Source organism: Angustibacter peucedani, from assembly GCF_054779595.1.
In genome coordinates this window covers 1-22,782 of the sequence record NZ_BAAGXY010000082.1, presented here as the reverse complement: position 1 = coordinate 22,782, position 22,782 = coordinate 1, and the positions used below count along the sequence as shown (strand labels likewise).

The following is a 22,782-nucleotide window of genomic DNA, read 5'->3' as shown; positions in this document are numbered from 1 at the left end:
ACCCCGGCCGCCTCGGCGCGCTCGCGACGGCGCTGCTCCAGCCCGCTCTGGCGCTGCGTCTCGAGCCGCACGGACGTCTTGCGCAGCGCCGCGAGCTGGGTGATGGTCGCGCTGCGCTGGGCCGCGATCGCGTTCGTCTCCGCCTGCGCCGCAGCGGCCTTGGCCTCGACGGCCTGGCGCGCCGCCTCGAGTCGAGCCGCCGCCGCGGCCTGCTGGGCGAGCGCGGCATCGGCCTGGCGGCGCATGACCTGCGCGACGACCCGGCTGGCCCGGGCGCGCTCGAAGGTCTGCTCGACGACGGTGTTGGCGATCCGGTAGCTGGCGGCGGAGTTCAGCAGCTCCTGCGGGGTGGAGGCGCCCATCAGCACCTCGAGCCCGCCGAGCCCCTGCCCGTCGTAGTAGGAGTCCACGGCCAGCTGCCCGACGTCGGCCTGCGCCTGGTCGGCAGCGGTCTGCGCGGCGTCCGCCTGCTTCCGCGCCGCCTGCGCGGCCGCGGTGCGCTGGTCGAGCTCGACCTTGGCGCGGTCGTAGGCCTCGGCCGCGATCTGCACCTGGGTCTGCAACGTCTCGAGCTTGGACGCCGACACGGCCAGCGACGCCTCGAGCGCGGCCACCGTGGACTTCGCCGCCGACACCGCCTGCTTGGCGCGGTCGACCTGCCCGGACGTCGGGTAGATCGGGTCCGCGCTCGCGGCGCCCGCACCGACCAGCCCGACGCCGGTGGCCAGCACGACCCCGACGAGCGCGACGGCGGTGGGACGACGCCACCGCAGCGGGCGCGCGCGGTCGGGGAGGCTCATCCGGACCCTTCGGTCGAGGCGGGGCGCCGGGACCTGGAGGGGTCCGGACGACGGCCACTGGCGGGCACGCCCGACCGAGGGTAGGCGAAAGATGCCCCTCTGGGAACACCAGTCACACACGTCCCGTGTCAGTGTCCTCTGCCCCAGGCGCCCCAGCCGACCCGACACGCCGAACCACACCGATGTGTTTTCGCAGGTCAGTTCCGGAGGCGTGCCGTCGTCCCGCACCACGCCTCCTCCACGTCGAGTGACTGATGATCTACGCACCGTGTCCAAACCGTGACTCGGCAGATCGGCCCTCCGACCTGAGGTAACTTGACAGTTACGTAACCGATGCTTGACACTCGACGCCATGGACGCCCTGGCCGTGCTGGCCGACCCCACCCGGCGGCAGATCGTCGAGCTGCTGGCGCACGGCGAGCAGCCGGCCGGGGCGCTCGCCGAGCAGTTCCCGGTGAGCCGGCCCGCGGTCTCGCGGCACCTGCGGGTGCTGCGAGAGGCCGGCCTGGTGCACGTCGTGCCCCGCGGCACGCAGCGCCTCTACGCGCTCGAGCCCGCGCCGTTCGACGAGCTCGAGGCCTGGGTGGCGCAGGTCCGCCGGTTCTGGACCCAGCGGCTGGACGCGCTCGGCACCGAGGTCGCGCGGGGCACCCGGCCCCGCACCCACGACCACGACCACGACCACGACCACGACGAGGAGACCCGATGACCACCAGCGAGACCCTGGACGGCGCGCTGCGCACCGACGGCGAGCACCGCGCGGTGCGCTTCGAGCGCGACTACCCGACGGCCGTCCCCGACCTGTGGTCGGCGGTCACCGAGCCCGAGCGGCTGGCGCGCTGGCTCGACCCGGTCAGCGGCGACCTGCGGGTCGGCGGCCGCGTCACCGTGCACTTCGACAACGGCGAGGCGCAGTTCGAGGTCGTGACCTGCGAGCCGCCGCAGGCGCTCGAGGTGCGCTGGCAGCACGGCGAGCGCGCGTCGTGCGTGCGCGTCGAGATCACCGCGCTGGACGACGGCCGGTCGCGCCTGGTGCTCGACCACACCGCGCTCGACCCGGCCTCGGCACCGGGGTACGCCGCGGGCTGGCACTGGCACCTGGACGCGCTCGCCGCCGTGCTCCGCGACGAGCCGGCGCCGCCGTGGGACGGGGCGTTCGACCGCCTGCACGCCGGCTACTCCGAACTCGCGGAGCAGCTCTAGGCGAGGTCCTTGAGCGCGGTCTCGATGCCGCGGTGCACGGTCGGGTAGGCGTACGGCATGTCGAGCATGGTCTGCACCGGCACCTGGGCCGAGACGGCGAGCGCCAGGAAGCCCAGCACCTCGCCCCCGGTCGGCCCGACCGAGGTGGCACCGACGAGCACGCCGCGCTCGGCGTCCTCGACGACCGTGATCAGGCCGGCGCCGCCCGGTCCGTGGATCCAGCCGCGGGTGGTGCTCGCGACGTCGACGGTGCCGACGCGCACCTGCGCCAGCTGCTCGCGCGCGGCGGCCTCGGTGAGCCCGACCGAGCCGACCTCGGGGTCGGTGAAGGTCACGTGCGGCACGGCGTCGTAGCGCCCCGGCGCCCCGCCCTGGCCGAGCAGGTCGCGCACGACGACGTCCGCCTCGTACATCGACATGTGGGTGAAGGCGCCGTGCCCGACGACGTCGCCGAGCGCCCACACGCCCTCGGTCACCCGGCCCCACTCGTCGGTGGGCACGACCCGGGCGTCCTCCTCGACGCCGACCGTGTGCAGGCCGACCGCGTGGACGTCGACCCGGCGCCCGCTCGCGACGAGCAGCCGCTCGGCCTCCAGCTCGGTGCCGTCCTCGAGCCGCACGCGGCACGAGCCGCCCGCGCCGTCGGCCTCGACGTGCGTCGCGCCGACACCGACCCGGACGTCGATCCCCTCGTCCGCGAACGCCTGCTGGACGACGGCGCTGGCCGCGGGCTCCTCGGCGAAGAGCAGCCGGGGTGCCTTCTCGACGACGGTCACCTGCACCCCGAAGCGGGACGCCACCTGCGCCAGCTCGCAGCCGATGGCCCCACCGCCCAGCACCACCATCGAGCCCGGCAGCTCGCGGGCCTCGACGAAGCCGTGGTTGGTCCAGTAGTCGACGTCGCCGATGCCTTCGACCGGCGGCACGGCCGGCGTGGTGCCGGTGTTGACGACGACGCGCTGCACGACCCACTCGGCCCCGCCGACGTCCACCGTGAAGCCGCCGCCGTCGCGCCGGCCGACGATGCTGGCGTGGCCGCGCACGAACCGCGCGCCCTTGCCCTCGAGCCGCTCGACGGCCACGCGGTCGTCCCAGTCGTCGGTGGCCTCGTCCCGGATCCGGTCGGCCACCAGGCCCCAGTCGGGCTCGACGTCCTTGACGGTGCCGGCCAGGCCGGGCACGCGCCGCGCCTCGGCCAGCGCGCTCGCGGCGCGGATCATCATCTTGGACGGGATGCAGCCCCAGTACGGGCACTCGCCCCCGACCAGCCGCTCGTCGACCGCCACCACGTCGACGCCCGCCTCCGCGAGCCGGCCGGCGACGTCCTCACCGCCCGGGCCGAGGCCGATGACCATCACGTCCGCAGTGCGCTCGTCGCTCATGATCGCGATCCTCGCCCATCGGCCCCGCCCGCGCCACGGGGCCGCAGCGCCGGTGGCAGGTAGCGCGCCCCCGCCCCCGACTCGGCCACGACGTCGCCGGGGTTCTGCAGCGCGCACCGCCGCAGCGACAGGCAGCCGCAGCCGATGCACGAGGTGAGCCCGTCGCGCAGGCGTTCCAGCGCCTCGATCTGCTCGTCCAGCCGGCCGCGCCACGCGCGCGACAGCCGCGCCCAGTCGGCCTTGGTCGGCGTCCGGCCGCTCGGCAGGGTGTCGAGCGCGGCGCGGATCTCGTCCAGGCTCAGCCCGACGTTCTGCGCCGCGCGGATGAACGCCAGCCGCCGCAGCACCGCGCGGGCGAAGCGGCGCTGGCCACCCGACGTCCGCGACGACTCGACCAGGCCCTGGCTCTCGTAGTAGCGGATCGCCGAGCTGGCCAGACCGCTGCGTCGGGCGACCTCGCTGATGAGCAGGTCCTGCGCCGGCATCGCGCCCGCCTCCCTTGACTTCAAGTTCACTTGAACTTACATCATCGAGGACATGACCCAGACCCCCACGAAGTCGGACCAGCCCGTCGCCGTCGTCACCGGCGCCTCGCGCGGGCTCGGCCTCGCCCTCGCCGAGCAGCTCGTGGACGACGGCTGGCACGTCGTCGTCGACGCGCGCGACGGCGAGCGCCTGGCCGACGCCGTGCGCGCCCTCGACCCGCGGTCGCTGACCGTCGTCCCGGGCGACGTCACCGACCCGGCCCACCGTCGGGCGCTCGTCGACGCCGCCCGTGCCGCCGGCGGCCTCGACCTGCTGGTGGCCAACGCCAGCCGGCTCGGGCCCAGCCCGCAGCCGGCGCTCGAGGACTACCCGCTCGACGTCCTGCAGGAGGTCTACGCCGTCAACGTCCTGGCCCCGCTCGCCCTGGTCCAGCTCGCGCTGCCGCTGCTGCGCGCGGCGCACGACCGCACGGGGCGCACCGGCACCGTCGTCGCGGTGTCGTCCGACGCGGCGGTCGAGCCCTACGAGGGCTGGGGCGGGTACGGCTCGTCCAAGGCCGCGCTCGACCAGCTCGCCGCGGTGCTCGCCGCCGAGCAGCCGCAGCTGCGGGTGCACGCCGTCGACCCCGGCGACATGCGCACGCAGATGCACCAGGAGGCGTTCCCGGACGACGACATCAGCGACCGCCCGCTGCCGCAGACCGTGGTGCCGGTGCTGCTGCGCCTGGTCGCGCAGGAGCGGCCGAGCGGCCGGTACCGCGCGGCCGACCTCGCCGCCGAGCTGCCGGCCGAGCTGACGGCCGAGCTGACGGCCGAGGTGCCGGCATGAGCGCCGCGACCCCGCTGCCCAACGCCCGCACGCGCTTCACGCCCCCGCCCGGCAGCGACGCCACCGCGCCGCCCGAGCGCCGGGGCCTGGCCCGCGACGAGGTGCGCCTGCTCGTCGCGGACCCGAGAGCGGTGCAGCACACCAGGTTCCGCCACCTGCCCGAGCTGCTGCAGCCCGGGGACCTGCTCGTCGTCAACACCTCCGCCACCGTGCCCGCGGCGCTCGACGTCCTGCCCGGCCGCGGTCGGGCCGCCCACCCGCTGCACGTCTCGACCGCGCTGGACGACGGCACCTGGGTCGTCGAGCCCCGCACCGCGGCCAACGACGGCCCGGACCTCGGCTACCAGCGCGGCGACGTGCTGCGGCTGCCGGGCGGGGTGCGGCTGCGCCTCGCGGCCGCCTACCCCCACGCGGGCGCGGTGCGGTCGCGGCTGTGGCGGGCCGAGGTGCGACCGGCCACGGCGTTGCAGCCCTACCTGGCCGAGCACGGCCGTCCGGTCGAGTACGGCTACCTGACCGAGCGCTTCCCCCTGGCCGACCACCAGACCGTCTACGGCGACGTGCCCGGCAGCGCCGAGATGCCCTCTGCCGGACGGCCCTTCACCGACCGGCTGCTGGTGCGGCTGGCCGCTCGCGGCGTGACGGTGGCTCCCGTCGTCCTGCACTGCGGGGTGTCGAGCCAGGAGGCCCACGAACCGCCGCTGCCCGAACGGTTCGCGGTGCCGGTCGACACCGCGCGGCTGGTGCGCAGCGCCCGGTCGGCCGGACGCCGGGTGGTGGCCGTGGGCACCACGGTCGTCCGGGCGCTGGAGTCGGCCGTCGGTCCGGACGGGCGCGTGCGCGACGCCGACGGCTGGACCGACCTGGTGCTCGGCCCCGACCACCCGGCTCGCGTCGTGACCGGCCTGGTCACCGGCCTGCACGCGCCCGAGGCCAGCCACCTGCTGCTGCTCGAGGCCGTGGCCGGAGCCGACCTGGTGCGGCGCGCGTACGACGCCGCGGTCGAGCGCGAGTACCTGTGGCACGAGTTCGGCGACACCACGCTGTTCCTGCCGTGACCGCTCAGGTGGTCCGCCGGCGGTGCCGACCTGATGGGGGTGCGCATCGCCGGCGGGCTGGCCGTCGTCTACCTGTCGCTGGCCTGGCTCCTGGCCCAGCGGTACCTGCGCCGTGCCGGGTGGCGGGTCTGGCCGGTGCTCGTCGCCGTGCCCGCGCTGGTGTTCACGCTGAACGAGACCCGCTGGTACCGGTTCGAGCACGGGCTGGCCGACGCGGTGCGGCCGGTGCTGGCCGGGCGCGACGCCGGCTTCGGCTGCGAGCGCCTGCTGCACGACTTCTGGAGCAGCCAGGGCCGCGCCGGGCACGTGTGGTTCGACGCCGACGGCACCCCGGCGTCCGAGGCGTTCCTCTCGGGCCAGACCTGCTCGGACGTCAAGGCCTACCGCCGCCACCCGTCGTCCGCGACGCTCGACGAGGTCGTGGCGGTGCACACCGTGACGCACGAGGCCGCGCACCTGGCCGGCCAGCGCGACGAGGCGCGCGCCGAGTGCACGGCCGTGCAGGCCGACGCGGGCGTGCTGCGCCGGCTCGGCGCCGCACCGGACGTCGCGCAGGCCCAGGCCCGGCGCTACCTCGAGCAGGTCTTCCCGCGCCTGCCGTCCGACTACACCAGCGGCGACTGCCGCGAGGACGGCCCCCTCGACACCAGCCCGCACGACGGCGTCTGGCCCTGACCGCGCCAGCGGGCGCCGTCCCACTTGCCGCGCCGCGGCCCGCGTCGCATGCTGGCCGGGCCTCCAGCAGCAGGGGCTCGACCCCCGCTGGAGGCACCGTGACGCACCCACCCCTGCCGCCGGACCTCACCGTCCGCGAGCTGCTCGTCCAGCTGTGCGCCGCCGAGGACGCCGCCCGGGCGCTGGCGTCGTTCATCGCCGCCCCGGACGGGACGTCGGTCGCCAACCCCGAGCTGGTCGACCTGGTCGGCCTGGAGCGGGCGATCGTCGACCGGCTTCACGCGCACGGCAGCCCGATCAGCAGCCCGGTCAGGTGATGAGCGCGCCCTCGGGCCGTCGTCCGGGCACCAGCCCCCGCTCGCGGTGCAGCTCGACCGCCTCGCGCAGGGCGGCAAGCACGTAGGGCGGCACGTGCATGCCCTCGCGCCCGGCCCACAGCAGCTCGCGCTCGACCACCGAGATCTGGTGGGCGTACGACGAGAGCTCGGCCTCGATGCCGAGCGTGCTGACGATGCCGCCGAAGTCGCCCTTCTGCTGCTGGTCGTTGGCCCCGACGAGCCCGAACGACCGGCGCCGCAGCACCCGGGTCAGGTGCAGCTGCCAGGGCGCGAGCACGCGGGCCTGGACCATCTGGCGCGCGGCCAGGGCGTAGTAGGCGAAGTGGCCCGGCTCCTGGCGCTTGATCGGGTCGATGATCGTGCGCGCGATCGCCGTCTCGCCCAGCCGGCGCATCCCGGCCGACAGCCGGCTGTAGGCGAGCACAGCGGACTTCTCGGTGGCGGCGCCGGTCAGGTAGTAGAGCATCCGCGTGACGTCGTGCACCGGGCGCAGGTGGGACAGCGCGCCGAGCACCTTGATCTTGGCGCTGACGGTGCCGGTGTCGGGCGTGGCCGGCGGGCGGCCGATGTCCTGCTGCAGCCGGTCGAGGACCAGCCCGTGGTGGGCCTCCTGCGGGCTCCAGACCTCGGCGTAGAACATCCGGTCGGTGTCGCCGGCGTCCGGCAGCAGGGTCAGCAGCTCGAGCACGTTGCGCTCGACCTCCAGCTCGACCCGCGCCAGGTAGTCGATCACCGGGCCGTACTGGTCGCGCACCAGGTCGGGCCGCAGCACGGTGCGGTCGACGCTGTCGAGGGGGATCGGCGGGTGCAGCTCACCCAGGCGCAGCACGTGCTCGTGCAACGCCTGCTGGGTCACGACCGGCTTGCCCATGTCACCTCCGTCGGAGGTCATCATGCCGTGCGCACGCGACCTCCCACAGCACAACCTCAGGAAGGTGCCGGATCGTTCCCGGGCTCGCCGTGGGCGGCGGCGTAGGTGGTCCACGACACCGGTGGCTCGCCCTCGAGCTGGCGGACGAACTCGCCGAGGAACCAGCGGCGGAAGGCGAGCGCCTCCGGCGGTGTGGCCAGGGTGAGCAGGTGCTCGCCCTGGCGGCAGTAGAAGTCGGCGTCGTCGAACACCTGGCCGAGGTGGCGGCAGGCCTCGCCGACGTGGGCGGGCACGGTGTAGGTCAGGTCGACCCGGGCCTCGCCGCGGTCGAGCGCGTCGTCGCGCTGGCGCTCGACGTCGGTGGCCATCCCGTCGTAGCGGTGGGTCAGCTCGCCGACCAGCGCCACGAGCCGGCGGGGCAGGTCGAGCTGGGCCGGCCCGTCGTCGTCCGCGGGCTCGCTCTCGCCGTCGACCCGGGACTGCGCGATCAGGGTCAGCTCGCGCACCAGCGCGTCGCCGTGCTCCTGGGCGCGCTGCCAGACGTCGAGCGGGAAGTCGAGCACCCGGACGTCGCGCAGGTCGACGGCGTCGCTCACCGGTCGTCCTCGTCGGGCCCGAGCTCGAACCACACCCGCTTGCCGTCGTCGTCGACCTCGACGCCGTGGCGGGTGGCGACGCGTGCCACGAGCAGCAGGCCGCGGCCGGTCTGGGCCTCGTCGGAGTAGTGCCGGCGGCGCGGCTCGCGGCGGCTGCCGTCGGCGACCTCCACGCGCAGCGCCTCGTGCTGGCCGTCGTCGCGCACGAGGGTGACGCGCAGCGGGGTGCCGACGTGCAGGACGACGTTGGTGACCAGCTCGCTGGCGAGCAGCTCGGCCTCGGCGCTGAGCGAGTCCAGGCGCCAGCGGCGCAGGGTGTCGCGCACGAAGGCCCGGGCGTCGCGGGGGCTGCGCGGGTGCGCGGGAAGGCTGATGACCGCCTGCACGTCACCCCTCTCGCCGTGGACCCGTCAGGACGTGCACCACCCCCAGCCACGACCCGGGGGAAGCCTACGACCTCGCACCCCTCTCGGCGCCGAACTGCGCGACCTGTACGCCACAGATCGGTGGCGCGGTCCGCCTCAAGACCCCCCGTGCTCGGGCCGAAGATCACGAAGGCGGCGGCGACCGCCCCACGGACGGGACGAGCAGGCGTCGACACGGGACGAGGCGGTGTGAGAGCGATCGCGAGGCGTGCCACCACGTCCCGTGCCGAGCGGTGGGTCCGCCACCTCGGCCACGCGGCGTGGGCCTGCGCCGTGCTCGGGGCCGCCTCGACGCTCGTCCTGCCGGGCGAGGCCGACGGCCCCGCGATCCGCACCGCGCTGCTCGTCACCACCGCGGTCTTCTTCACCCTGCAGCTGACCCGGCTGCTCGTCGTGGCCGGTGCCGAGCGCGGACGGCGGGTGGGCATGCTGCTGCTCGCGACCGGCGTCGCGCTGTGGGCGGCGGGCTCCGCGACCGTCTCGGCCAGCCAGGCGGTCGAGGCCGTGACGTTCCCGGCACCCGGCGAGGCGCTGTACCTGCTGTCCTACCTCGGCATCGTCTGCTTCCTGCTGCTCGACGTGCCCCGCCGCCAGCTGCCCGCCGCCGCGGTCTGGCTCGAGGGCGCCGTCGTCTGCGGCGCCGCCGTCTGCGTCGCCGCGTTCGCGGTGCTGACGCCGTTGCAGCACTCGTTCGACCGCGGCGGGCTCACCCTGCTGCTCGCCATCCTCTACCCGCTGATCGACCTGGGCCTGGGCACGCTGGTGCTCGCGCAGATGCTGCTGCGCCAGCGCGACCGCACCCGTCGCACCGCGCTGCTGGCCGGCTCGTTCCTCGCGCTGGCCGTGGCCGACAGCAGCTTCATCCTCACCCTGGCGAACGACTCGTACTCCTCGAGCATCGCCCTCGACATCCTGTGGGGCAGCAGCTGGGCGGTGCTGATCTCGGCGGCCTGCTCGCGCTCGACGCCGGCGCTCGTCGTCCCGAAGCCGCAGAAGGCGACCACGCTGGTGGTCGCCGCGTCCTTCGCGCTCGTCGTCCTGGTGCTGCACCCCGGCGGCACCATCGGCTGGTGCGTCACGGTGCCGGCGATCGTCACGCTCGTCAGCGCGGGCGCTCGCATGGTGCTCGCGCTGCACGAGGCGCGCGGAGCGGCCGAGGCCATGCGCCTCTCGCTCACCGACGAGCTGACCGGGCTGCCCAACCGGCGCGCGGTGCTGGCCGCGGCCGACGAGGCGATGCGGGTGGGTTCGCCGTTGGGCTTCATGCTGCTCGACCTCGACGGCTTCAAGGACATCAACGACTCGCTGGGCCACGGCACCGGGGACGACGTGCTGAAGACCGTCGCCCACCGGATGCGCGCGTCGCTGCCGGGCGAGGTGCTGGTGGCCCGCCTCGGCGGCGACGAGTTCGCCCTGCTCGCCCCGACCGACGACGAGCTCGACCTGCTCGAGACCGCGCACCGCGTGCGCGAGGTGCTGCTCACGCCGGTGCGCATCGCCACGCTCGACCTGACCATCGGCAGCTCGATCGGCATCACGGTGCGCACGCCGGAGGACACCACCGCGACCGACCTGCTGCGCCGCGCCGACATCGCGATGTACGAGGCGAAGGAGGGCCGCTCGGGGGCCCTGCTGTTCGACACCTCGCAGGACGGCTTCTCGGCCCAGCGCCTGCAGCGGGCCGAGGCGCTGCGCCAGGGGATCGCCGCAGGCGAGCTGGTGCTCTGGTACCAGCCGCAGGTCGAGGCGGCCTCGCGCACCATCACCTCGATGGAGGCGCTGGTGCGCTGGGAGCACCCCACCGAGGGGCTGCTGACCCCCGCGGCCTTCCTCGCCGACGCCCGACGCGCGGGCCTGATGCCGGCGCTGTCGGAGGCCGTCATGCACCAGGTCGTGCGCGACGCCCGGCGGTTCGCCGACGCCGGGTTCCGGTTTCGCGTCGCCATGAACTGCGCGCCGCCCGAGCTGCTCGGCGGTCAGCTGCTGCCTCGCCTGTTCGAGGCGCTCGACGACGCCGGGCTGGACGGCGACGCGGTGCTCATCGAGGTCACCGAGGACTCCTTCCTGTCCGACCCCGAGCGGGCTCGGGACGCGCTGTACGACCTGCGCGCGCACGACGTCCAGGCGTCGATCGACGACTACGGCACGGGCTTCTCGTCGCTGGCCTACCTGCGCGACCTGCCGGTGCACGAGCTGAAGATGGACCGCTCGTTCGTCTCGACGCTGCTCACCGACGACCGCACGCGGCTGATCGTCGAGACCACGACGAAGATGGCGCACGCCATGGGGCTGCGGCTGGTGGCCGAGGGCGTCGAGGACGAGGAGACCGCGCGGGCGCTGGTGGCCATGGACGTCGACGTCCTGCAGGGCTACCACATCGCGGCGCCCATGCCGGTCGAGGCGGTCGGGCCGTGGGTGCGCCGCTGGGCGACGCAGCCCGTGCCCGAGCTGCGCCGGCTGCTACCGGTACCGCGCGGCTACTGACAGCCCGGCGCCGCCCCCCGACCGCGCGGTCGGGATGTGCTCCAGCGCCCGGACGTCGAGCACCCGGCGCCGCGGCTGCAGCCGGAACTGCTCCTCGGGCGGGATGCTCACGCCGTCCAGGCCGATGCCGAGGGTGACCAGGCGGTAGGCGTCCGGCAGGTCGCGGCGCTGCGCGTCGACCATCGGCGCGTAGTGGGAGTAGACCGGCGTGCTGCGGTCGGAGCCGAGGTAGGGCGCGGTCGCCGTGCCGGGCAGCGCGCGCGTGGTGATGCCGACCGAGCCGAGCAGCCGGCGCACCCGCTCGTCCAGGATCGCGACGAACGTCGACATCCGGTTGACCCGGGCCACCGTCATCAGGCCGTGGTAGAGCGCGAGCGCCCCGGCCGTGCCGCCCCCGGCCGCGCCGGCCCGGACGCCGAGCGTCGCGACCTCCCAGGTCGACGACAGGTCGATGCCGGCCGCGCGGGCCGAGCGCAGGCCGTCGACGCCCCAGGGCTGCTGGCCGACGTCCGCGAAGGTCTTGAAGCCCGGGCCGCCCGGGGCGATCAGGCGCACGGCGCCCACGGCCTGCTCGTCCTCGTCGGCCAGCACCAGGAAGACCGAGTGCTCCTCGTACGGGCCGTACTCGTCGTCGAGCTGCGCGCGGGTGTTGCCGAACCAGCGCAGGAACACCTCGGCCTCGCACTCGCGCGCCGAGTCGAGCAGCGCGCCCTGGGCGTCGAAGTGCAGGCGGAGCATCAGAACTCCTTGTGCACGACGTCGGAGCTGTCGAACCAGTCGCGCGTCAGGTCGACGACGGCCTGGGCCGAGAACGGCTTGCAGGCGTAGACGTCGACGCTGAAGAACAGCCGCGGCTGGTCCCACGCGTAGAAGTGCGCGCCCGAGGTCTCCCAGTGGATCCAGCCGGCCCAGCCGTAGAGCGGCGACTGGTGCGTCACCGGCTCCATGAGGGCGACCATGTCGATCTCCTTGGACAGCCGCGTCAGGTACTCGCGGATCGAGACGTCGTCGATCGGCTGGTTGCAGTAGCCCTCCACCACCAGGCGCTGCCGGTGGATCTCGGGTGCCAGGTCGCGCACATCGTCTCCGTAGAACGCACGAGCCCCCGGGTGCTCCAGGGGCGGGTGCGCACGATGGTGCCACCGATCGGTGGCGCAGAGCGAGCCTTCCCGGCAACCGGGACGGACCGGCCAGCCGACCGGGCCATCCCGGTGGCGCACGGTCACGACCGGTGCACCGTGGGCAGTCCCGGACGGAACGGGACGAATCGTTCACCTCCCGGACGCCGGGCCGACACCTCCCGTGCGAGCGGTGTCGGGATCGGGCTGGTCGGCTGCCCCCGTCGTGCTCCTCCGGACGAAACGGAACCCTCATGACCTCCCGCCGTACCCGCCGCACCGCGGTGGTCGCGCTCGCCGCGGCCTCGCTCGCCGTCCCGGCCGTCGCCGTGGCCGCCGCAGCGCACCCCGACAACACCCAGGCCGCCCGCACGGCGATCCAGGGCGGCAAGGCCCGCAACGTCATCCTGCTGATCGGTGACGGCATGGGCGACAGCGAGATCACCCTCGCCCGCAACTACCAGGTCGGCGCCGACGGCCGCCTGGCCCTCGACACGCTGCCGCTCACCGGCGCGTACACGACCTACGCCGTCAAGAAGGACCAGCCGACGATCCCGGACTACGTCACCGACTCGGCGGCGTCCGGCACCGGCTGGGCCACGGGTCACAAGACGTACAACGGCGCGATCTCGGTGCTGCCGGACGAGAAGCCGGTGCCGACGATCCTCGAGCTGGCCCAGAAGGCCGGCTTCCGCACCGGCGACGTCACCACGGCCGAGCTGCAGGACGCCACCCCCGCGGTGCTCGGCTCGCACGTCGTGAGCCGCGACTGCAAGGGCCCGCAGTCGATGGCGCCGTGCCCGACCAACGACAAGGTCAACGGCGGCGCCGGCTCGATCGCCGAGCAGCTCGTCGCCACCCGCCCCGACGTCCTGCTCGGCGGCGGCAAGCAGTACTTCGACCAGCTCGTGCAGGCGGGCAGGTACAAGGGCCTGTCGGTGCTGCAGCAGGCGCAGGTCAACGACTACCAGATCGTGACGGACGCCGACGGGCTGGCGGCCGCCAAGCCGAACGCCCCGATCCTCGGTGCCTTCGCCAAGAACACCATGGACCTGGAGTGGGTCGGCCCCAAGCCCACCCGCACGGGCACCGAGCCCAGCCGGTGCGAGGTCAACACCGCCCGCACCGCCAGCCAGCCGCACCTGGTCGACATGACGACCAAGGCCCTGGACGTGCTCGACCGCCAGACCCGCGGCTCGAAGAAGGGCTTCTTCCTGCAGGTCGAGGGCGCGTCGATCGACAAGCAGGACCACGCCGCCAACCCGTGCGGCCAGATCGGCGAGACCGTGGCCTTCGACGCCGCCGTCAAGAAGGCGCTGCAGTACCAGCGCTCGCACCCCGACACGCTCGTCGTCGTGACCGCCGACCACGGCCACACCAGCCAGATCGTCGAGGGCCCGACCCAGGGCTTCACCGCCACCCTGCACACCAACGAGGGCGGCGACCTGACGGTCAGCTACGCGACCGCCGACATCACCGGCTCGCAGCAGCACACCGGCACCGAGGTGCGGATCGCCGCCGGCGGCCCGCAGGCGGCCAACGTCCTGGGCGTCACCAACCAGACCGACCTGTTCTTCACCATGCGGCGCGCGCTGGGTCTCGGCTGACCCACCCGCTCGACCCCACGGGCCCCCGGACGGCGCACGCGCGTCATCCGGGGGCCTGCGAGGATGGCCGCCATGCGCACCTGGCGGCAGCTCAACCTCGCGCTCGCGTTCGTCGTCGAGCTCGCGGCGCTGGCCGCCGTCTGCCTCGCCGGGTTCTCGCTCGACCGCGGGATCGGCGTCCGGCTGCTGGTGGGAGTCGGCGGTCCGCTGGTGATGGCCGCGCTGTGGGGCTACTTCGCCTCGCCGAAGGCGCCGCACCCGCTGAAGGGGTTGCGCGGCGGGGTGTTCCGCGTCGTGTGGTTCGGCGTCGCGGCCCTCGCGCTGGCCGGCTCCGGCCACCCGGGCTGGGGCGTCGCGCTGATGGTCGTCTACCTCGCCAACGCCGCCGTCCTGCGGTTGACCGAGCCGGCACCGGTGGAGGCGCTCTAGGGTCTGCGGGCATGGACATGCTCACCGGCGACCAGATCACCGCGGCCGGGCTGGCCGACTTCCGCAAGCTGGCCCAGGCCCTGCACGCCCGCTACCTCGTCGACGACTTCGGCGCCGCCGCGCGCTTCGTCGCGGCGCTGGGCGAGGCCGGCGACGCGCTCGGGCACCACCCCGGCGTGACGATCGGCGCCGGACGCGTCGACCTGCGGGTCGTGAGCACCGACGCGATCTACCGCGAGGACGACGGCACCGAGCACGTCGTCGAGTGGGTCACGCAGCAGGACGTCGACCTCGCGCGGCGCATCACCGAGGTCGCGGCGCAGCAGGGGCTGGTGGCCGACCCGACGGCCGTGAGCGTCGTCGAGCTGGGCCTGGACACCGCGCGCTCGGCCACCATCGCGCCGGTGTGGGCCGCGCTGCTCACCGGCGACGCCGACGCCCAGGGCCGCGGGACGCCGGGCGACGAGGTGCGCGACGCGACCGGACGGACGCCGAACCTGTGGTTCGGTGACGCCGACCCCTCGACCGACCCCTCGGCCGACCCCTCCCCCGGCGCAGCACCTCGCCAGCGGTTCCACGTCGAGGTCTACGTGGCCCCCGAGGTCGCCGCGCAGCGGGTCGCGGCGGCCGTCGCCGCGGGCGGCACGGTGGTCGACGACAGCGAGGCGCCCTCGCTCGTCGTCGTCGCCGACCAGGACGGCAACACGGGCGTCGTGTGCGTCGCCCAGTCCCCCGCGCCGGAGGGCTGAGACCGGCTGCGGTGCGGGCTCAGACGCGCTCGGGCTGGTCGACCGCGGGCACCAGCCGCGACATGCCGGCGTTCCAGCGCTCCTCGACCCGGCCGACCTTCCACCACACCAGGGCCACCACCCAGGTCAGGACGAACAGCCCGGCCACGACGTAGCCGACGGCGTTGAGGTCGAGCGTGCCGAGCGCGTGCAGCGGCCCGGAGGTGATCGGCAGCTTCTCGACCAGGATCGAGTCCACCTCGATCAGCCCGATGACGAGCGCCACCGCGACCGACAGGCCGGTGATGGTGATGTTGTAGTAGACCTTGCGCACCGGCCGCGAGAACGCCCAGCCGTAGGCGAAGTTCATGAATATCCCGTCGATGCTGTCGAGCAGGCTCATGCCGGCCGCGAACAGCACGGGCAGCACCAGGATCGCGTACCAGGGCAGGGCGACCGCGGCGCTCGCGCCGGCCAGCACCAGCAGGCTCACCTCGGTGGCGGTGTCGAAGCCCAGGCCGAACAAGAAGCCGACGGGGTACATGTGCCGCGGCTGGCGGACGGCCTTCATGACCGGCCGCAGGACGCGGATCATGACGCCGCGGTGGTCGAGGTGGTGCTCGAGCTCGTCCTCGTCGAACCGGCCCTCGCGCATGCCGCGCCAGACCTTGAGGATCGCGACGAGCGAGACGAGGTTGACGATGCCGAGCGCGATGAGGAAGACGCCGGACACCGTGGTGCCGAGCACCCCCGTGACGCGCTGCAGCGTCGAGCCCTCGTCCTCGACCTGGCCGGCGAGCGACCGGACGCCGAAGGCGAGCAGCAGGCACAGCCCGAACACCACGCTCGAGTGGCCGAGCGAGAACCAGAACCCCACGGTGAGCGGCTTCTTGTCCTCGGCGACGAGCTTGCGCGTGGTGTTGTCGATCGCCGCGATGTGGTCGGCGTCGAAGGCGTGGCGCATGCCCAGCACGTAGGCCGTGACGCCCAGCACGACGCCGAACGACGCGCCGTCCGCGGTGCGCAGGTGCTGGGGTGCGACGACCCCGGCCAGGACGCCCCAGCCCACCACGTGCAGCAGCAGCACGAAGCCGCCCATCGCCCCGACGACGGCCCAGTCCTTGCGGGTGAGCGAGCGGCGGAAGCGGGTGAGGGGCGACGGCTCCTGCCGGGCCGACGACGAGGCGCTCATGCCCGCGACCGTAGGCCAGCACCTGGCGCTACTGCAACACGGTCGCAACAGGCTGGCGCGATCCGCAAGGGACCCGTTCGTGAACGCCGGCCGGGCGCAAGGGAGCCGCAAGGACGGCCGCTCGGGCCGTCGTCCGGACGCATGCTCGGGCCGTGCCCCCGTCCACCCGACCCGATCGGAGCTCCTTCCATGGGCGACCTGCTGCTCGTCGTCGTCGTGCTGGCGTCCTTCGCGCTGGCGGCTGCGTTCCTGAAGGGGGTCGAGCGGCTGTGAGCGCCGAGAACGCGGTCGGGCTGGTCGTGTCCGTGGTCCTGGTCGGCTACCTGCTGGTGGCCCTGCTCTTCCCGGAACGGTTCTGATGGGGAGCACCACCGCGGGCGTGCTGCAGGTGCTGCTGCTCCTCGCCGCCCTGGCCGCCTGCTACCGGCCGCTCGGCGCCTACATGGCCCGTGTCTACGAGAGCGAGCGGCACCTGCGCGGCGAGCGCGTGCTCTACCGGCTCATGGGCGTCGATCCCCGCGCCGACCAGCGCTGGCCGACGTACGCGCGCTCGCTGCTGGCGTTCTCCCTCGTCTGCGTGCTGGGACTGTATGCGCTGCAACGGTTCCAGCCGCACCTCCCGCTCAGCCTCGGCTTCCCGGGGGTGCCGCCCGACCAGGCGTTCAACACGGCGGCGTCGTTCGTCAGCAACACCAACTGGCAGTCGTACTCGGGCGAGCAGACGATGGGACACCTGACCCAGATGGCCGGGCTCGGTGTGCAGAACTTCGTCTCGGCCGCCGCCGGCATGGCGGTGGCGGTCGCGCTCGTGCGCGGGTTCGTGCGCTCGCGCACCGACCGCGTCGGCAACTTCTGGGTCGACCTGGTGCGCGGCACCGTGCGCGTGCTGCTGCCCATCTCGGTGCTGGCGACGCTCGCGCTCGTCGCGCTCGGCGCGGTGCAGAACTTCTCGGCCGGGACGTCGGCCCGCACCCTGACCGGTGCGGCGCAGACGATCCCGGGCGGGCCGGTCGCGTCGCAGGAGGCGATCAAGGAGCTCGGCACCAACGGCGGCGGCTTCTACAACGCCAACTCGGCGCACCCGTTCGAGAACCCCACGGCGCTGTCGAACCTGCTCGAGATCTTCCTGCTGCTGCTGGTGCCGGTCTGCCTGACCTACACCTTCGGCCGCATGGTGCGCGACCAGCGGCAGGGCTACGCGGTGCTCGGCGTCATGGGCACGCTGTGGGGGCTGGTGCTCGTCGCGATGTCGTGGGTCGAGACCGCCCACCCCGGCACCGCGCTGCGGCTGGCCGGCGGGGCGATGGAGGGCAAGGAGACGCGGTTCGGCGAGCTCGCGTCGACGCTTTTCGCCACGTCGACCACGGGCACGTCCACCGGCGCGGTCAACTCCTTCCACTCCTCGTTCACCGCGCTCGGCGGCGGCCTGACGATGGTCGGGATGGGTCTCGGCGAGGTCGCGCCCGGCGGCGTCGGCTCGGGCCTGTACGGGATGCTCGTGCTGGCCGTCGTCGCGGTCTTCGTCGCCGGCCTGATGGTCGGGCGCACGCCGGAGTACCTCGGCAAGAAGGTCACGGCGCACGAGGTGAAGCTCGTGTCGCTGTACGTCCTCGTCATGCCGGTGCTGGTGCTCGCCGGGGCGGGCCTCGCGGTCGGGCTGCCCGGGCCGCGCCGCTCGATGCTCAACCCGGGACCGCACGGCCTGTCCGAGGTGCTCTACGCCTTCTTGTCGGCCGGCAACAACAACGGCTCGGCCTTCGCCGGCCTGTCGGCGAACACGCCGTTCTACAACGCCGGCCTCGGCCTGCTGATGCTGCTGGTGCGGTTCTTGCCCATGGTGCTGGTGCTCGCCCTGGCCGGCTCGCTCGCGGCCCAGCAGCCGGTGCCCGCCACCGCGGGCACGCTCCCGACGCACCGCCCGCTCTTCGTCACGTTGCTGGCCGGCGTCACCGTCGTCGTCGCCGGCCTGACGTTCTTCCCCGCGCTCGCGCTCGGCCCGCTGGCCGAGGGTCTCTAGGAGGGCCCCGTGACCCACACCCTGCCGCAGGCCGCACCGGACCTGCTCGACGTCCGCACGCTGGCGCGGTCGCTGCCCGCCGCGCTGCGCAAGCTCGACCCGCGCTGCACGGTGCGCTCGCCGGTGATGTTCGTGGTCGAGGTCGGCGCCGTCGTCTCGACCGTGCTCGCGTGCACCGGTCCCAGCGTGTTCGCCTGGTCGGTCGTCGCGTGGCTCTGGCTCACGGTGGTCTTCGCCCAGCTGGCGGAGGCCGTGGCCGAGGGGCGCGGCAAGGCGCAGGCCGCCTCGCTGCGCCGGGCGACGTCCGAGACGACGGCCCGCCGGTTGCGGGACGACGGCACCGAGGAGGTCGTGCCCGGGCCGCACCTGCAGCCGGGCGACCTCGTGGTCGTCGAGGCGGGCGACACCGTGCCCGGTGACGGTGACGTCGTCGAGGGCGTGGCGAGCGTCGACGAGTCGGCCATCACCGGCGAGTCCGCCCCGGTGATCCGCGAGTCCGGCGGTGACCGCAGCGCCGTCACGGGCGGCACCAAGGTGCTGTCCGACCGCGTCGTCGTCCGGATCACGGCCCGTCCGGGCGAGTCGTTCGTCGACCGGATGATCGCGCTGGTCGAGGGCGCATCTCGGCAGAAGACCCCGAACGAGATCGCGCTGAACGTGCTGCTCGCCAGCCTGACCGTGGTGTTCCTGATGGCCACCGTGACGCTGCAGCCGTTCGCCACGTACTCGGGCGCGCAGCAGCCGCTGGTGGTGCTCGTCGCGCTGCTGGTCTGCCTGATCCCGACGACGATCGGCGCGCTGCTCTCGGCCATCGGCATCGCCGGCATGGACCGCCTGGTGCAGCACAACGTGCTCGCGATGTCGGGCCGGGCCGTCGAGGCCGCCGGCGACGTCGGGACGCTGCTGCTCGACAAGACCGGCACCATCACGCTCGGGAACCGCCAGGCGTCCGAGCTGGTGGCCGCCGACGGGGTCGAGGACCCCGAGCTCGCCGACGCGGCGCAGCTGTCGAGCCTGGCCGACGAGACACCGGAGGGCCGGTCGGTCGTCGTCCTGGCCACGACCGCGCACGGGCGGCCCGAGCGCCACGCCGGCGAGCTGCCCGGTGCGACCTTCGTGCCGTTCACCGCGCAGACCCGGATGAGCGGCGTCGACCTCGCTGACGGACGACGGGTGCGCAAGGGCGCGGCGGCCGCCGTCCTCGCCTGGGTACGGGAGACCGGCGGAACGCCCGGCGCCGACGTCGCCCCCGCGGTCGACGCGATCTCCACGGCCGGCGGCACGCCCCTCGTGGTGGCCGACCAGCGGCCCGGGCAGCCGGCGCGGGCGCTCGGCGTCGTGGCGCTGAAGGACGTCGTGAAGCCCGGCATGCGCGAGCGCTTCGCCGAGATGCGGCGCATGGGCATCCGCACCGTCATGATCACCGGCGACAACCCGCTCACCGCCCGGGCGATCGCCGAGGAGGCCGGCGTCGACGACGTCCTCGCCGAGGCCACGCCCGAGGACAAGATGGCGCTCATCAAGGCCGAGCAGCAGGGCGGCCGGCTGGTCGCCATGACCGGCGACGGCACCAACGACGCCCCCGCGCTGGCGCAGGCCGACGTCGGCGTCGCCATGAACACCGGCACGTCGGCCGCCAAGGAGGCCGGCAACATGGTCGACCTCGACTCCGACCCGACCAAGCTGATCGAGGTCGTCGAGATCGGCAAGCAGCTTCTCATCACGCGTGGCTCGCTGACGACGTTCTCGATCGCCAACGACGTGGCCAAGTACTTCGCGATCATCCCGGCGATGTTCGGCGGCGTCTTCGCGGGCCTCGACCGGCTGAACGTCATGCGGCTCGCGACCCCCGAGTCGGCGATCCTGTCGGCCGTCGTGTTCAACGCGCTCGTCATCGTCGCGCTGATCCCGTTGGCGTTGCGCGGCGTGCGGTACCGGCCGTCGTCCGCCGCCGCGATGCTGCGCCGCAACCTCGCGGTGTACGGCGTGGGCGGCGTGGTCGTGCCGTTCGTCGGCATCAAGGCGATCGACCTGGTCGTGTCCCACATCCCCGGCATCGGCTGACGAGGAGACCCCATGACCCCCCGCTCCTCTCCCGCCGTGCGCCAGCTGCTGGCCGGCGTCCGCACGCTGCTGGTGATGACCGTGCTGCTCGGCCTGGCCTACCCGTTGGCGCTCACCGGCGTCAGCCAGCTGGCGCTGCGCGACCGCGCCGACGGCTCGTTGCTGCACCGCGACGGGCGGGTCGTCGGCTCGGCGCTGGTCGGGCAGTCGTTCGAGGGCGCGCGGCAGTACGTCCAGAGCCGCCCGTCCGCGGCGGGTGACGGGTACGACCCGCTCGCCTCGGGCGCCAGCAACCTGGGCCCGGAGAACCCGGACCTCGTCGCCCTGGTGCGCCAGCGCCGCGCGGCGGTGGCGGCGTTCGAGGGCGTCGCGCCGTCCGCCGTGCCGCCCGACGCGGTGACCGCGAGCGGCTCCGGGCTCGACCCGCAGATCAGTCCAGCGTACGCCGCCTTGCAGGTGCCACGGGTGGCGCGCGAGCGAGGGCTTTCGGAGGCGGTGGTGCGCCGGCTGGTGGCCCAGCACACCACGGGGCGCGCGCTGGGATTCCTCGGCGACCCGGCGGTCGACGTCCTCGAGCTGAACCTGGCCCTGGACGCGACCCGTCCCTGACCGGGACGGCGAGGGCCAGCGGCACACTGTGCGGCAGGAGGTGGTGCCGGTGCGGCGTGGTCGGCTGCGGGTCTACCTGGGCGCGGCGCCCGGGGTGGGCAAGACCTTCGCCATGCTCGGCGAGGGCCACCGGCGGGCAGAGCGCGGCACGGACGTCGTCGTCGCCCTCGTCGAGACGCACGGCCGGCAGCACACGGCCGAGATGGTCGGCGACCTCGAGATGGTGCCGCGGCGGCGGATCAGCTACCGCGGCAAGGACTTCGAGGAGATGGACGTCGACGCCGTGCTCGCGCGCCGGCCTCAGGTGGCGCTCGTCGACGAGCTCGCCCACACCAACGTGCCGGGCTCGCGCCACGAGAAGCGGTGGCAGGACGTGAAGGCGCTGCTCGAGGCCGGCGTCGACGTGGTGTCGACCGTGAACGTGCAGCACCTCGAGTCGCTGAACGACGTCGTCGAGCGCATCACCGGTGTGCCGCAACGTGAACGGGTGCCCGACGCCGTCGTCCGCGCGGCCGACCAGGTCGAGCTCGTCGACATGGCGCCAGAGGCGCTGCGCCGTCGGCTGGCCCACGGAAACGTGTACGCCGCCGAGAAGGTCGACGCCGCGCTGAGCAACTACTTCCGCGTCGGCAACCTCACCGCGCTGCGCGAGCTGGCCCTGCTGTGGACCGCGGACAAGGTCGACGCCGCGCTGCAGGGCTACCGGCAGGCCCACGGGATCGACAGCACCTGGGAGACGCGGGAGCGGGTGGTGGTCGCGCTCACCGGCGGTCCCGAGGGCGAGACGCTGGTGCGCCGGGCGGCCCGGATCGCGGCGCGCAGCGCGGGCGGCGACCTACTGGCGGTGCACGTGCTGCGCTACGACGGCCTCACCGGGGCGAGCGCGGCCGACCTGGCCGCGCAGCGCGAGCTGGTCGAGCGGCTGGGCGGCACGTACCACCAGGTCATCGGGGACGACGTCGCGCTGGCGCTGCTGGAGTTCGCCCGGGCCGAGAACGCGACCCAGCTGGTGCTCGGCGGCAGCCGCCGCTCACGGCTCGGCACGCTGCTCGGCGGTCCCGGCATCGGGTCGGCGACGATCCGCGGGTCGGGCGACATCGACGTCCACCTCGTGACGCACGCGCAGATGGGGCGCGGGCGGCTGCTGCCGGAGGTGCGCGGCAGCCTGACCCGGCGACGGCGCGCCTACGGGTCGGCCCTCGCGGTGCTGCTGCCGCTGGTGCTGACGCTCACCCTGGCCACCGAGCGCAGCCGGCTGAACCTGGTGTCCGACGTCCTGCTGTTCCTCGTCGCGGTGGTCGTCGTCGCGCTGGTCGGCGGGCTGCTGCCCGCGGTGCTGGCCGCGGTGGTCGGCAGCGTGCTGCTGAACTACTACTTCGCGCCGCCGCTGCACACGTTCTCGATCCAGGAGACCAACAACGCGCTGGCGCTGGCGGTCTTCCTGCTGGTGGCGGCGATGGTCAGCGCCGTGGTCGACCTCGCGGCCCGGCGCACCCGGCAGGCGGCGCGCGCCACCGCCGAGTCGCAGACCCTGGGGGCGCTGGCCGGCAGCGTGCTGCGCGGCGAGACCGCGGTGCCGGCGCTGCTCGAGCGCGTGCGCGAGTCGTTCGGCCTCGAGGGCGTGACCCTGCTCGAGCGCGAGCCGGGGACGGCGGGTCGGACGGCGGAGGGCTGGCAGGTGGTCGCGAGCGCGGGCGAGGGCGAGTGCCGACGGCCGCAGGACGCCGACAGCGAGTTCCCGGCCGGGCCGACGCTGCTGCTCGCCGTGCGCGGACGGCCGCTGCGGGCCGAGGACCAGCGCATCGTCGGGGCGTTCGCCGCGCAGGCGGCGGCGCTGCTCGAGCGGGCGCGACTGGCCGAGCAGGTCGCCGC

Annotated in this window: 24 protein-coding genes and 1 pseudogene; 16 read left to right on the top strand and 9 right to left on the bottom strand. The window is 74.2% G+C overall.

The features are described from left to right. Positions 1 to 800: pseudogene (locus ACYVJ4_RS14700) on the bottom strand (hypothetical protein); the annotation flags it as partial. 352 nt (positions 801 to 1,152) lie between these two features. On the opposite strand from ACYVJ4_RS14700, the gene ACYVJ4_RS14695 reads away from it, so the two are divergent. Both ACYVJ4_RS14695 and ACYVJ4_RS14690 read left to right on the top strand, forming a co-directional pair. Further along, a complete protein-coding gene (locus tag ACYVJ4_RS14695; RefSeq protein WP_460460886.1) occupies positions 1,153 to 1,509 on the top strand; it encodes an ArsR/SmtB family transcription factor in 357 nt (118 codons plus the stop codon). Next, positions 1,506 to 2,003: an SRPBCC family protein gene (locus ACYVJ4_RS14690; protein ID WP_460460885.1), complete on the top strand. Its 498-nt coding sequence runs from the start codon at positions 1,506 to 1,508 to the stop codon at positions 2,001 to 2,003. Before ACYVJ4_RS14695 ends, ACYVJ4_RS14690 begins: the two co-directional genes overlap by 4 nt. Here the strand turns inward: ACYVJ4_RS14690 and ACYVJ4_RS14685 are convergent. Both ACYVJ4_RS14685 and soxR read right to left on the bottom strand, forming a co-directional pair. Continuing rightward, the gene (locus tag ACYVJ4_RS14685) at positions 2,000 to 3,385 is read right to left on the bottom strand and encodes a dihydrolipoyl dehydrogenase family protein (protein WP_460460884.1); all 1,386 of its coding nucleotides are present in this window, start codon (positions 3,383 to 3,385) and stop codon (positions 2,000 to 2,002) included. The two genes, ACYVJ4_RS14690 and ACYVJ4_RS14685, sit on opposite strands and share 4 nt — an antisense overlap. Further along, positions 3,382 to 3,870: a redox-sensitive transcriptional activator SoxR gene (gene soxR, locus ACYVJ4_RS14680; RefSeq protein WP_460460883.1), complete on the bottom strand. Its 489-nt coding sequence runs from the start codon at positions 3,868 to 3,870 to the stop codon at positions 3,382 to 3,384. Before soxR ends, ACYVJ4_RS14685 begins: the two co-directional genes overlap by 4 nt. A gap of 52 nt (positions 3,871 to 3,922) precedes the next feature. On the opposite strand from soxR, the gene ACYVJ4_RS14675 reads away from it, so the two are divergent. The 4 genes from ACYVJ4_RS14675 (at position 3,923) to ACYVJ4_RS14660 (ending at position 6,749) form a co-directional block, all read left to right on the top strand. Next, the gene (locus ACYVJ4_RS14675; protein ID WP_460460882.1) at positions 3,923 to 4,699 is read left to right on the top strand and encodes an SDR family NAD(P)-dependent oxidoreductase; all 777 of its coding nucleotides are present in this window, start codon (positions 3,923 to 3,925) and stop codon (positions 4,697 to 4,699) included. Next, the gene (locus ACYVJ4_RS14670; protein ID WP_460460881.1) at positions 4,696 to 5,757 is read left to right on the top strand and encodes an S-adenosylmethionine:tRNA ribosyltransferase-isomerase; all 1,062 of its coding nucleotides are present in this window, start codon (positions 4,696 to 4,698) and stop codon (positions 5,755 to 5,757) included. The genes ACYVJ4_RS14675 and ACYVJ4_RS14670 overlap by 4 nt, the downstream gene beginning before the upstream one ends. Positions 5,758 to 5,790: 33 nt before the next feature. Then, positions 5,791 to 6,432 (top strand): hypothetical protein, encoded by a 642-nt coding sequence (locus ACYVJ4_RS14665; protein WP_460460880.1) that lies wholly within the window; start codon positions 5,791 to 5,793, stop codon positions 6,430 to 6,432. Between the two features lie 98 nt (positions 6,433 to 6,530). Beyond that, positions 6,531 to 6,749, top strand: a complete 219-nt coding sequence (locus ACYVJ4_RS14660) for a hypothetical protein (protein ID WP_460460879.1) — start codon at positions 6,531 to 6,533, stop codon at positions 6,747 to 6,749. On the opposite strand, the gene ACYVJ4_RS14655 is transcribed toward ACYVJ4_RS14660, so the two are convergent. The 3 genes from ACYVJ4_RS14655 to ACYVJ4_RS14645 are packed head-to-tail and all read right to left on the bottom strand — an operon-like array spanning position 6,742 to position 8,623. Then, entirely contained in the window at positions 6,742 to 7,662 is a 921-nt protein-coding gene (locus ACYVJ4_RS14655; protein ID WP_460460878.1) for a GTP-binding protein LepA, read from the bottom strand. The two genes, ACYVJ4_RS14660 and ACYVJ4_RS14655, sit on opposite strands and share 8 nt — an antisense overlap. Positions 7,663 to 7,697: 35 nt before the next feature. Next, complete coding sequence (locus ACYVJ4_RS14650) at positions 7,698 to 8,237, bottom strand: hypothetical protein (RefSeq protein ID WP_460460877.1); 540 nt, start codon at positions 8,235 to 8,237, stop codon at positions 7,698 to 7,700. Beyond that, positions 8,234 to 8,623 carry an ATP-binding protein gene (locus tag ACYVJ4_RS14645; protein ID WP_460460876.1) on the bottom strand — a complete coding sequence of 130 codons (390 nt, stop codon included), beginning with the start codon at positions 8,621 to 8,623 and terminating at the stop codon, positions 8,234 to 8,236. Before ACYVJ4_RS14645 ends, ACYVJ4_RS14650 begins: the two co-directional genes overlap by 4 nt. A gap of 228 nt (positions 8,624 to 8,851) precedes the next feature. Between ACYVJ4_RS14645 and ACYVJ4_RS14640 the strand changes: the two genes are divergently transcribed. Further along, positions 8,852 to 11,146 carry a putative bifunctional diguanylate cyclase/phosphodiesterase gene (locus ACYVJ4_RS14640; protein WP_460460875.1) on the top strand — a complete coding sequence of 765 codons (2,295 nt, stop codon included), beginning with the start codon at positions 8,852 to 8,854 and terminating at the stop codon, positions 11,144 to 11,146. Here ACYVJ4_RS14640 and ACYVJ4_RS14635 read toward each other — a convergent pair. Next, positions 11,123 to 11,884, bottom strand: coding sequence for a hypothetical protein (locus ACYVJ4_RS14635; RefSeq protein ID WP_460460874.1), 762 nt, complete (start codon positions 11,882 to 11,884; stop codon positions 11,123 to 11,125). The two genes, ACYVJ4_RS14640 and ACYVJ4_RS14635, sit on opposite strands and share 24 nt — an antisense overlap. Further along, positions 11,884 to 12,225, bottom strand: a complete 342-nt coding sequence (locus ACYVJ4_RS14630) for an S-adenosylmethionine decarboxylase (RefSeq protein ID WP_460460873.1) — start codon at positions 12,223 to 12,225, stop codon at positions 11,884 to 11,886. Before ACYVJ4_RS14630 ends, ACYVJ4_RS14635 begins: the two co-directional genes overlap by 1 nt. A 293-nt stretch (positions 12,226 to 12,518) precedes the next feature. Here ACYVJ4_RS14630 and phoA point away from each other — a divergent pair, with 293 nt between their 5' ends. The 3 genes from phoA to ACYVJ4_RS14615 all read left to right on the top strand — a co-directional run bounded on the left by phoA (position 12,519) and on the right by ACYVJ4_RS14615 (position 15,049). Beyond that, complete coding sequence (phoA, locus tag ACYVJ4_RS14625; RefSeq protein WP_460460872.1) at positions 12,519 to 13,871, top strand: alkaline phosphatase; 1,353 nt, start codon at positions 12,519 to 12,521, stop codon at positions 13,869 to 13,871. Positions 13,872 to 13,943: 72 nt separating this feature from the next. Beyond that, positions 13,944 to 14,300, top strand: a complete 357-nt coding sequence (locus tag ACYVJ4_RS14620; protein ID WP_460460871.1) for a YrdB family protein — start codon at positions 13,944 to 13,946, stop codon at positions 14,298 to 14,300. A gap of 11 nt (positions 14,301 to 14,311) precedes the next feature. Further along, complete coding sequence (locus tag ACYVJ4_RS14615; RefSeq protein WP_460460870.1) at positions 14,312 to 15,049, top strand: 4a-hydroxytetrahydrobiopterin dehydratase; 738 nt, start codon at positions 14,312 to 14,314, stop codon at positions 15,047 to 15,049. A gap of 19 nt (positions 15,050 to 15,068) precedes the next feature. Here ACYVJ4_RS14615 and nicT read toward each other — a convergent pair whose 3' ends face one another. Next, a complete protein-coding gene (gene nicT / locus ACYVJ4_RS14610; protein WP_460460869.1) occupies positions 15,069 to 16,220 on the bottom strand; it encodes a Nickel transporter NicT in 1,152 nt (383 codons plus the stop codon). A 141-nt stretch (positions 16,221 to 16,361) separates the two neighbouring features. Here nicT and ACYVJ4_RS14605 point away from each other — a divergent pair, with 141 nt between their 5' ends. The 6 genes from ACYVJ4_RS14605 to ACYVJ4_RS14580 all read left to right on the top strand — a co-directional run. Further along, complete coding sequence (locus ACYVJ4_RS14605) at positions 16,362 to 16,493, top strand: hypothetical protein (RefSeq protein ID WP_460460868.1); 132 nt, start codon at positions 16,362 to 16,364, stop codon at positions 16,491 to 16,493. Beyond that, positions 16,490 to 16,579 carry a K(+)-transporting ATPase subunit F gene (gene kdpF / locus ACYVJ4_RS14600; protein WP_460460867.1) on the top strand — a complete coding sequence of 30 codons (90 nt, stop codon included), beginning with the start codon at positions 16,490 to 16,492 and terminating at the stop codon, positions 16,577 to 16,579. The genes ACYVJ4_RS14605 and kdpF overlap by 4 nt, the downstream gene beginning before the upstream one ends. Further along, positions 16,579 to 18,237, top strand: a complete 1,659-nt coding sequence (gene kdpA / locus ACYVJ4_RS14595; RefSeq protein ID WP_460460866.1) for a potassium-transporting ATPase subunit KdpA — start codon at positions 16,579 to 16,581, stop codon at positions 18,235 to 18,237. The genes kdpF and kdpA overlap by 1 nt, the downstream gene beginning before the upstream one ends. Before the next feature lie 9 nt (positions 18,238 to 18,246). Further along, positions 18,247 to 20,301 (top strand): potassium-transporting ATPase subunit KdpB, encoded by a 2,055-nt coding sequence (gene kdpB, locus ACYVJ4_RS14590; protein ID WP_460460865.1) that lies wholly within the window; start codon positions 18,247 to 18,249, stop codon positions 20,299 to 20,301. Positions 20,302 to 20,313: 12 nt separating this feature from the next. Beyond that, positions 20,314 to 20,910, top strand: coding sequence for a potassium-transporting ATPase subunit KdpC (gene kdpC / locus ACYVJ4_RS14585; RefSeq protein WP_460460864.1), 597 nt, complete (start codon positions 20,314 to 20,316; stop codon positions 20,908 to 20,910). 49 nt (positions 20,911 to 20,959) lie between these two features. Beyond that, positions 20,960 to 22,782: sensor histidine kinase (locus ACYVJ4_RS14580; protein ID WP_460460887.1), on the top strand; the 1,823-nt coding region annotated here is incomplete at its 3' end.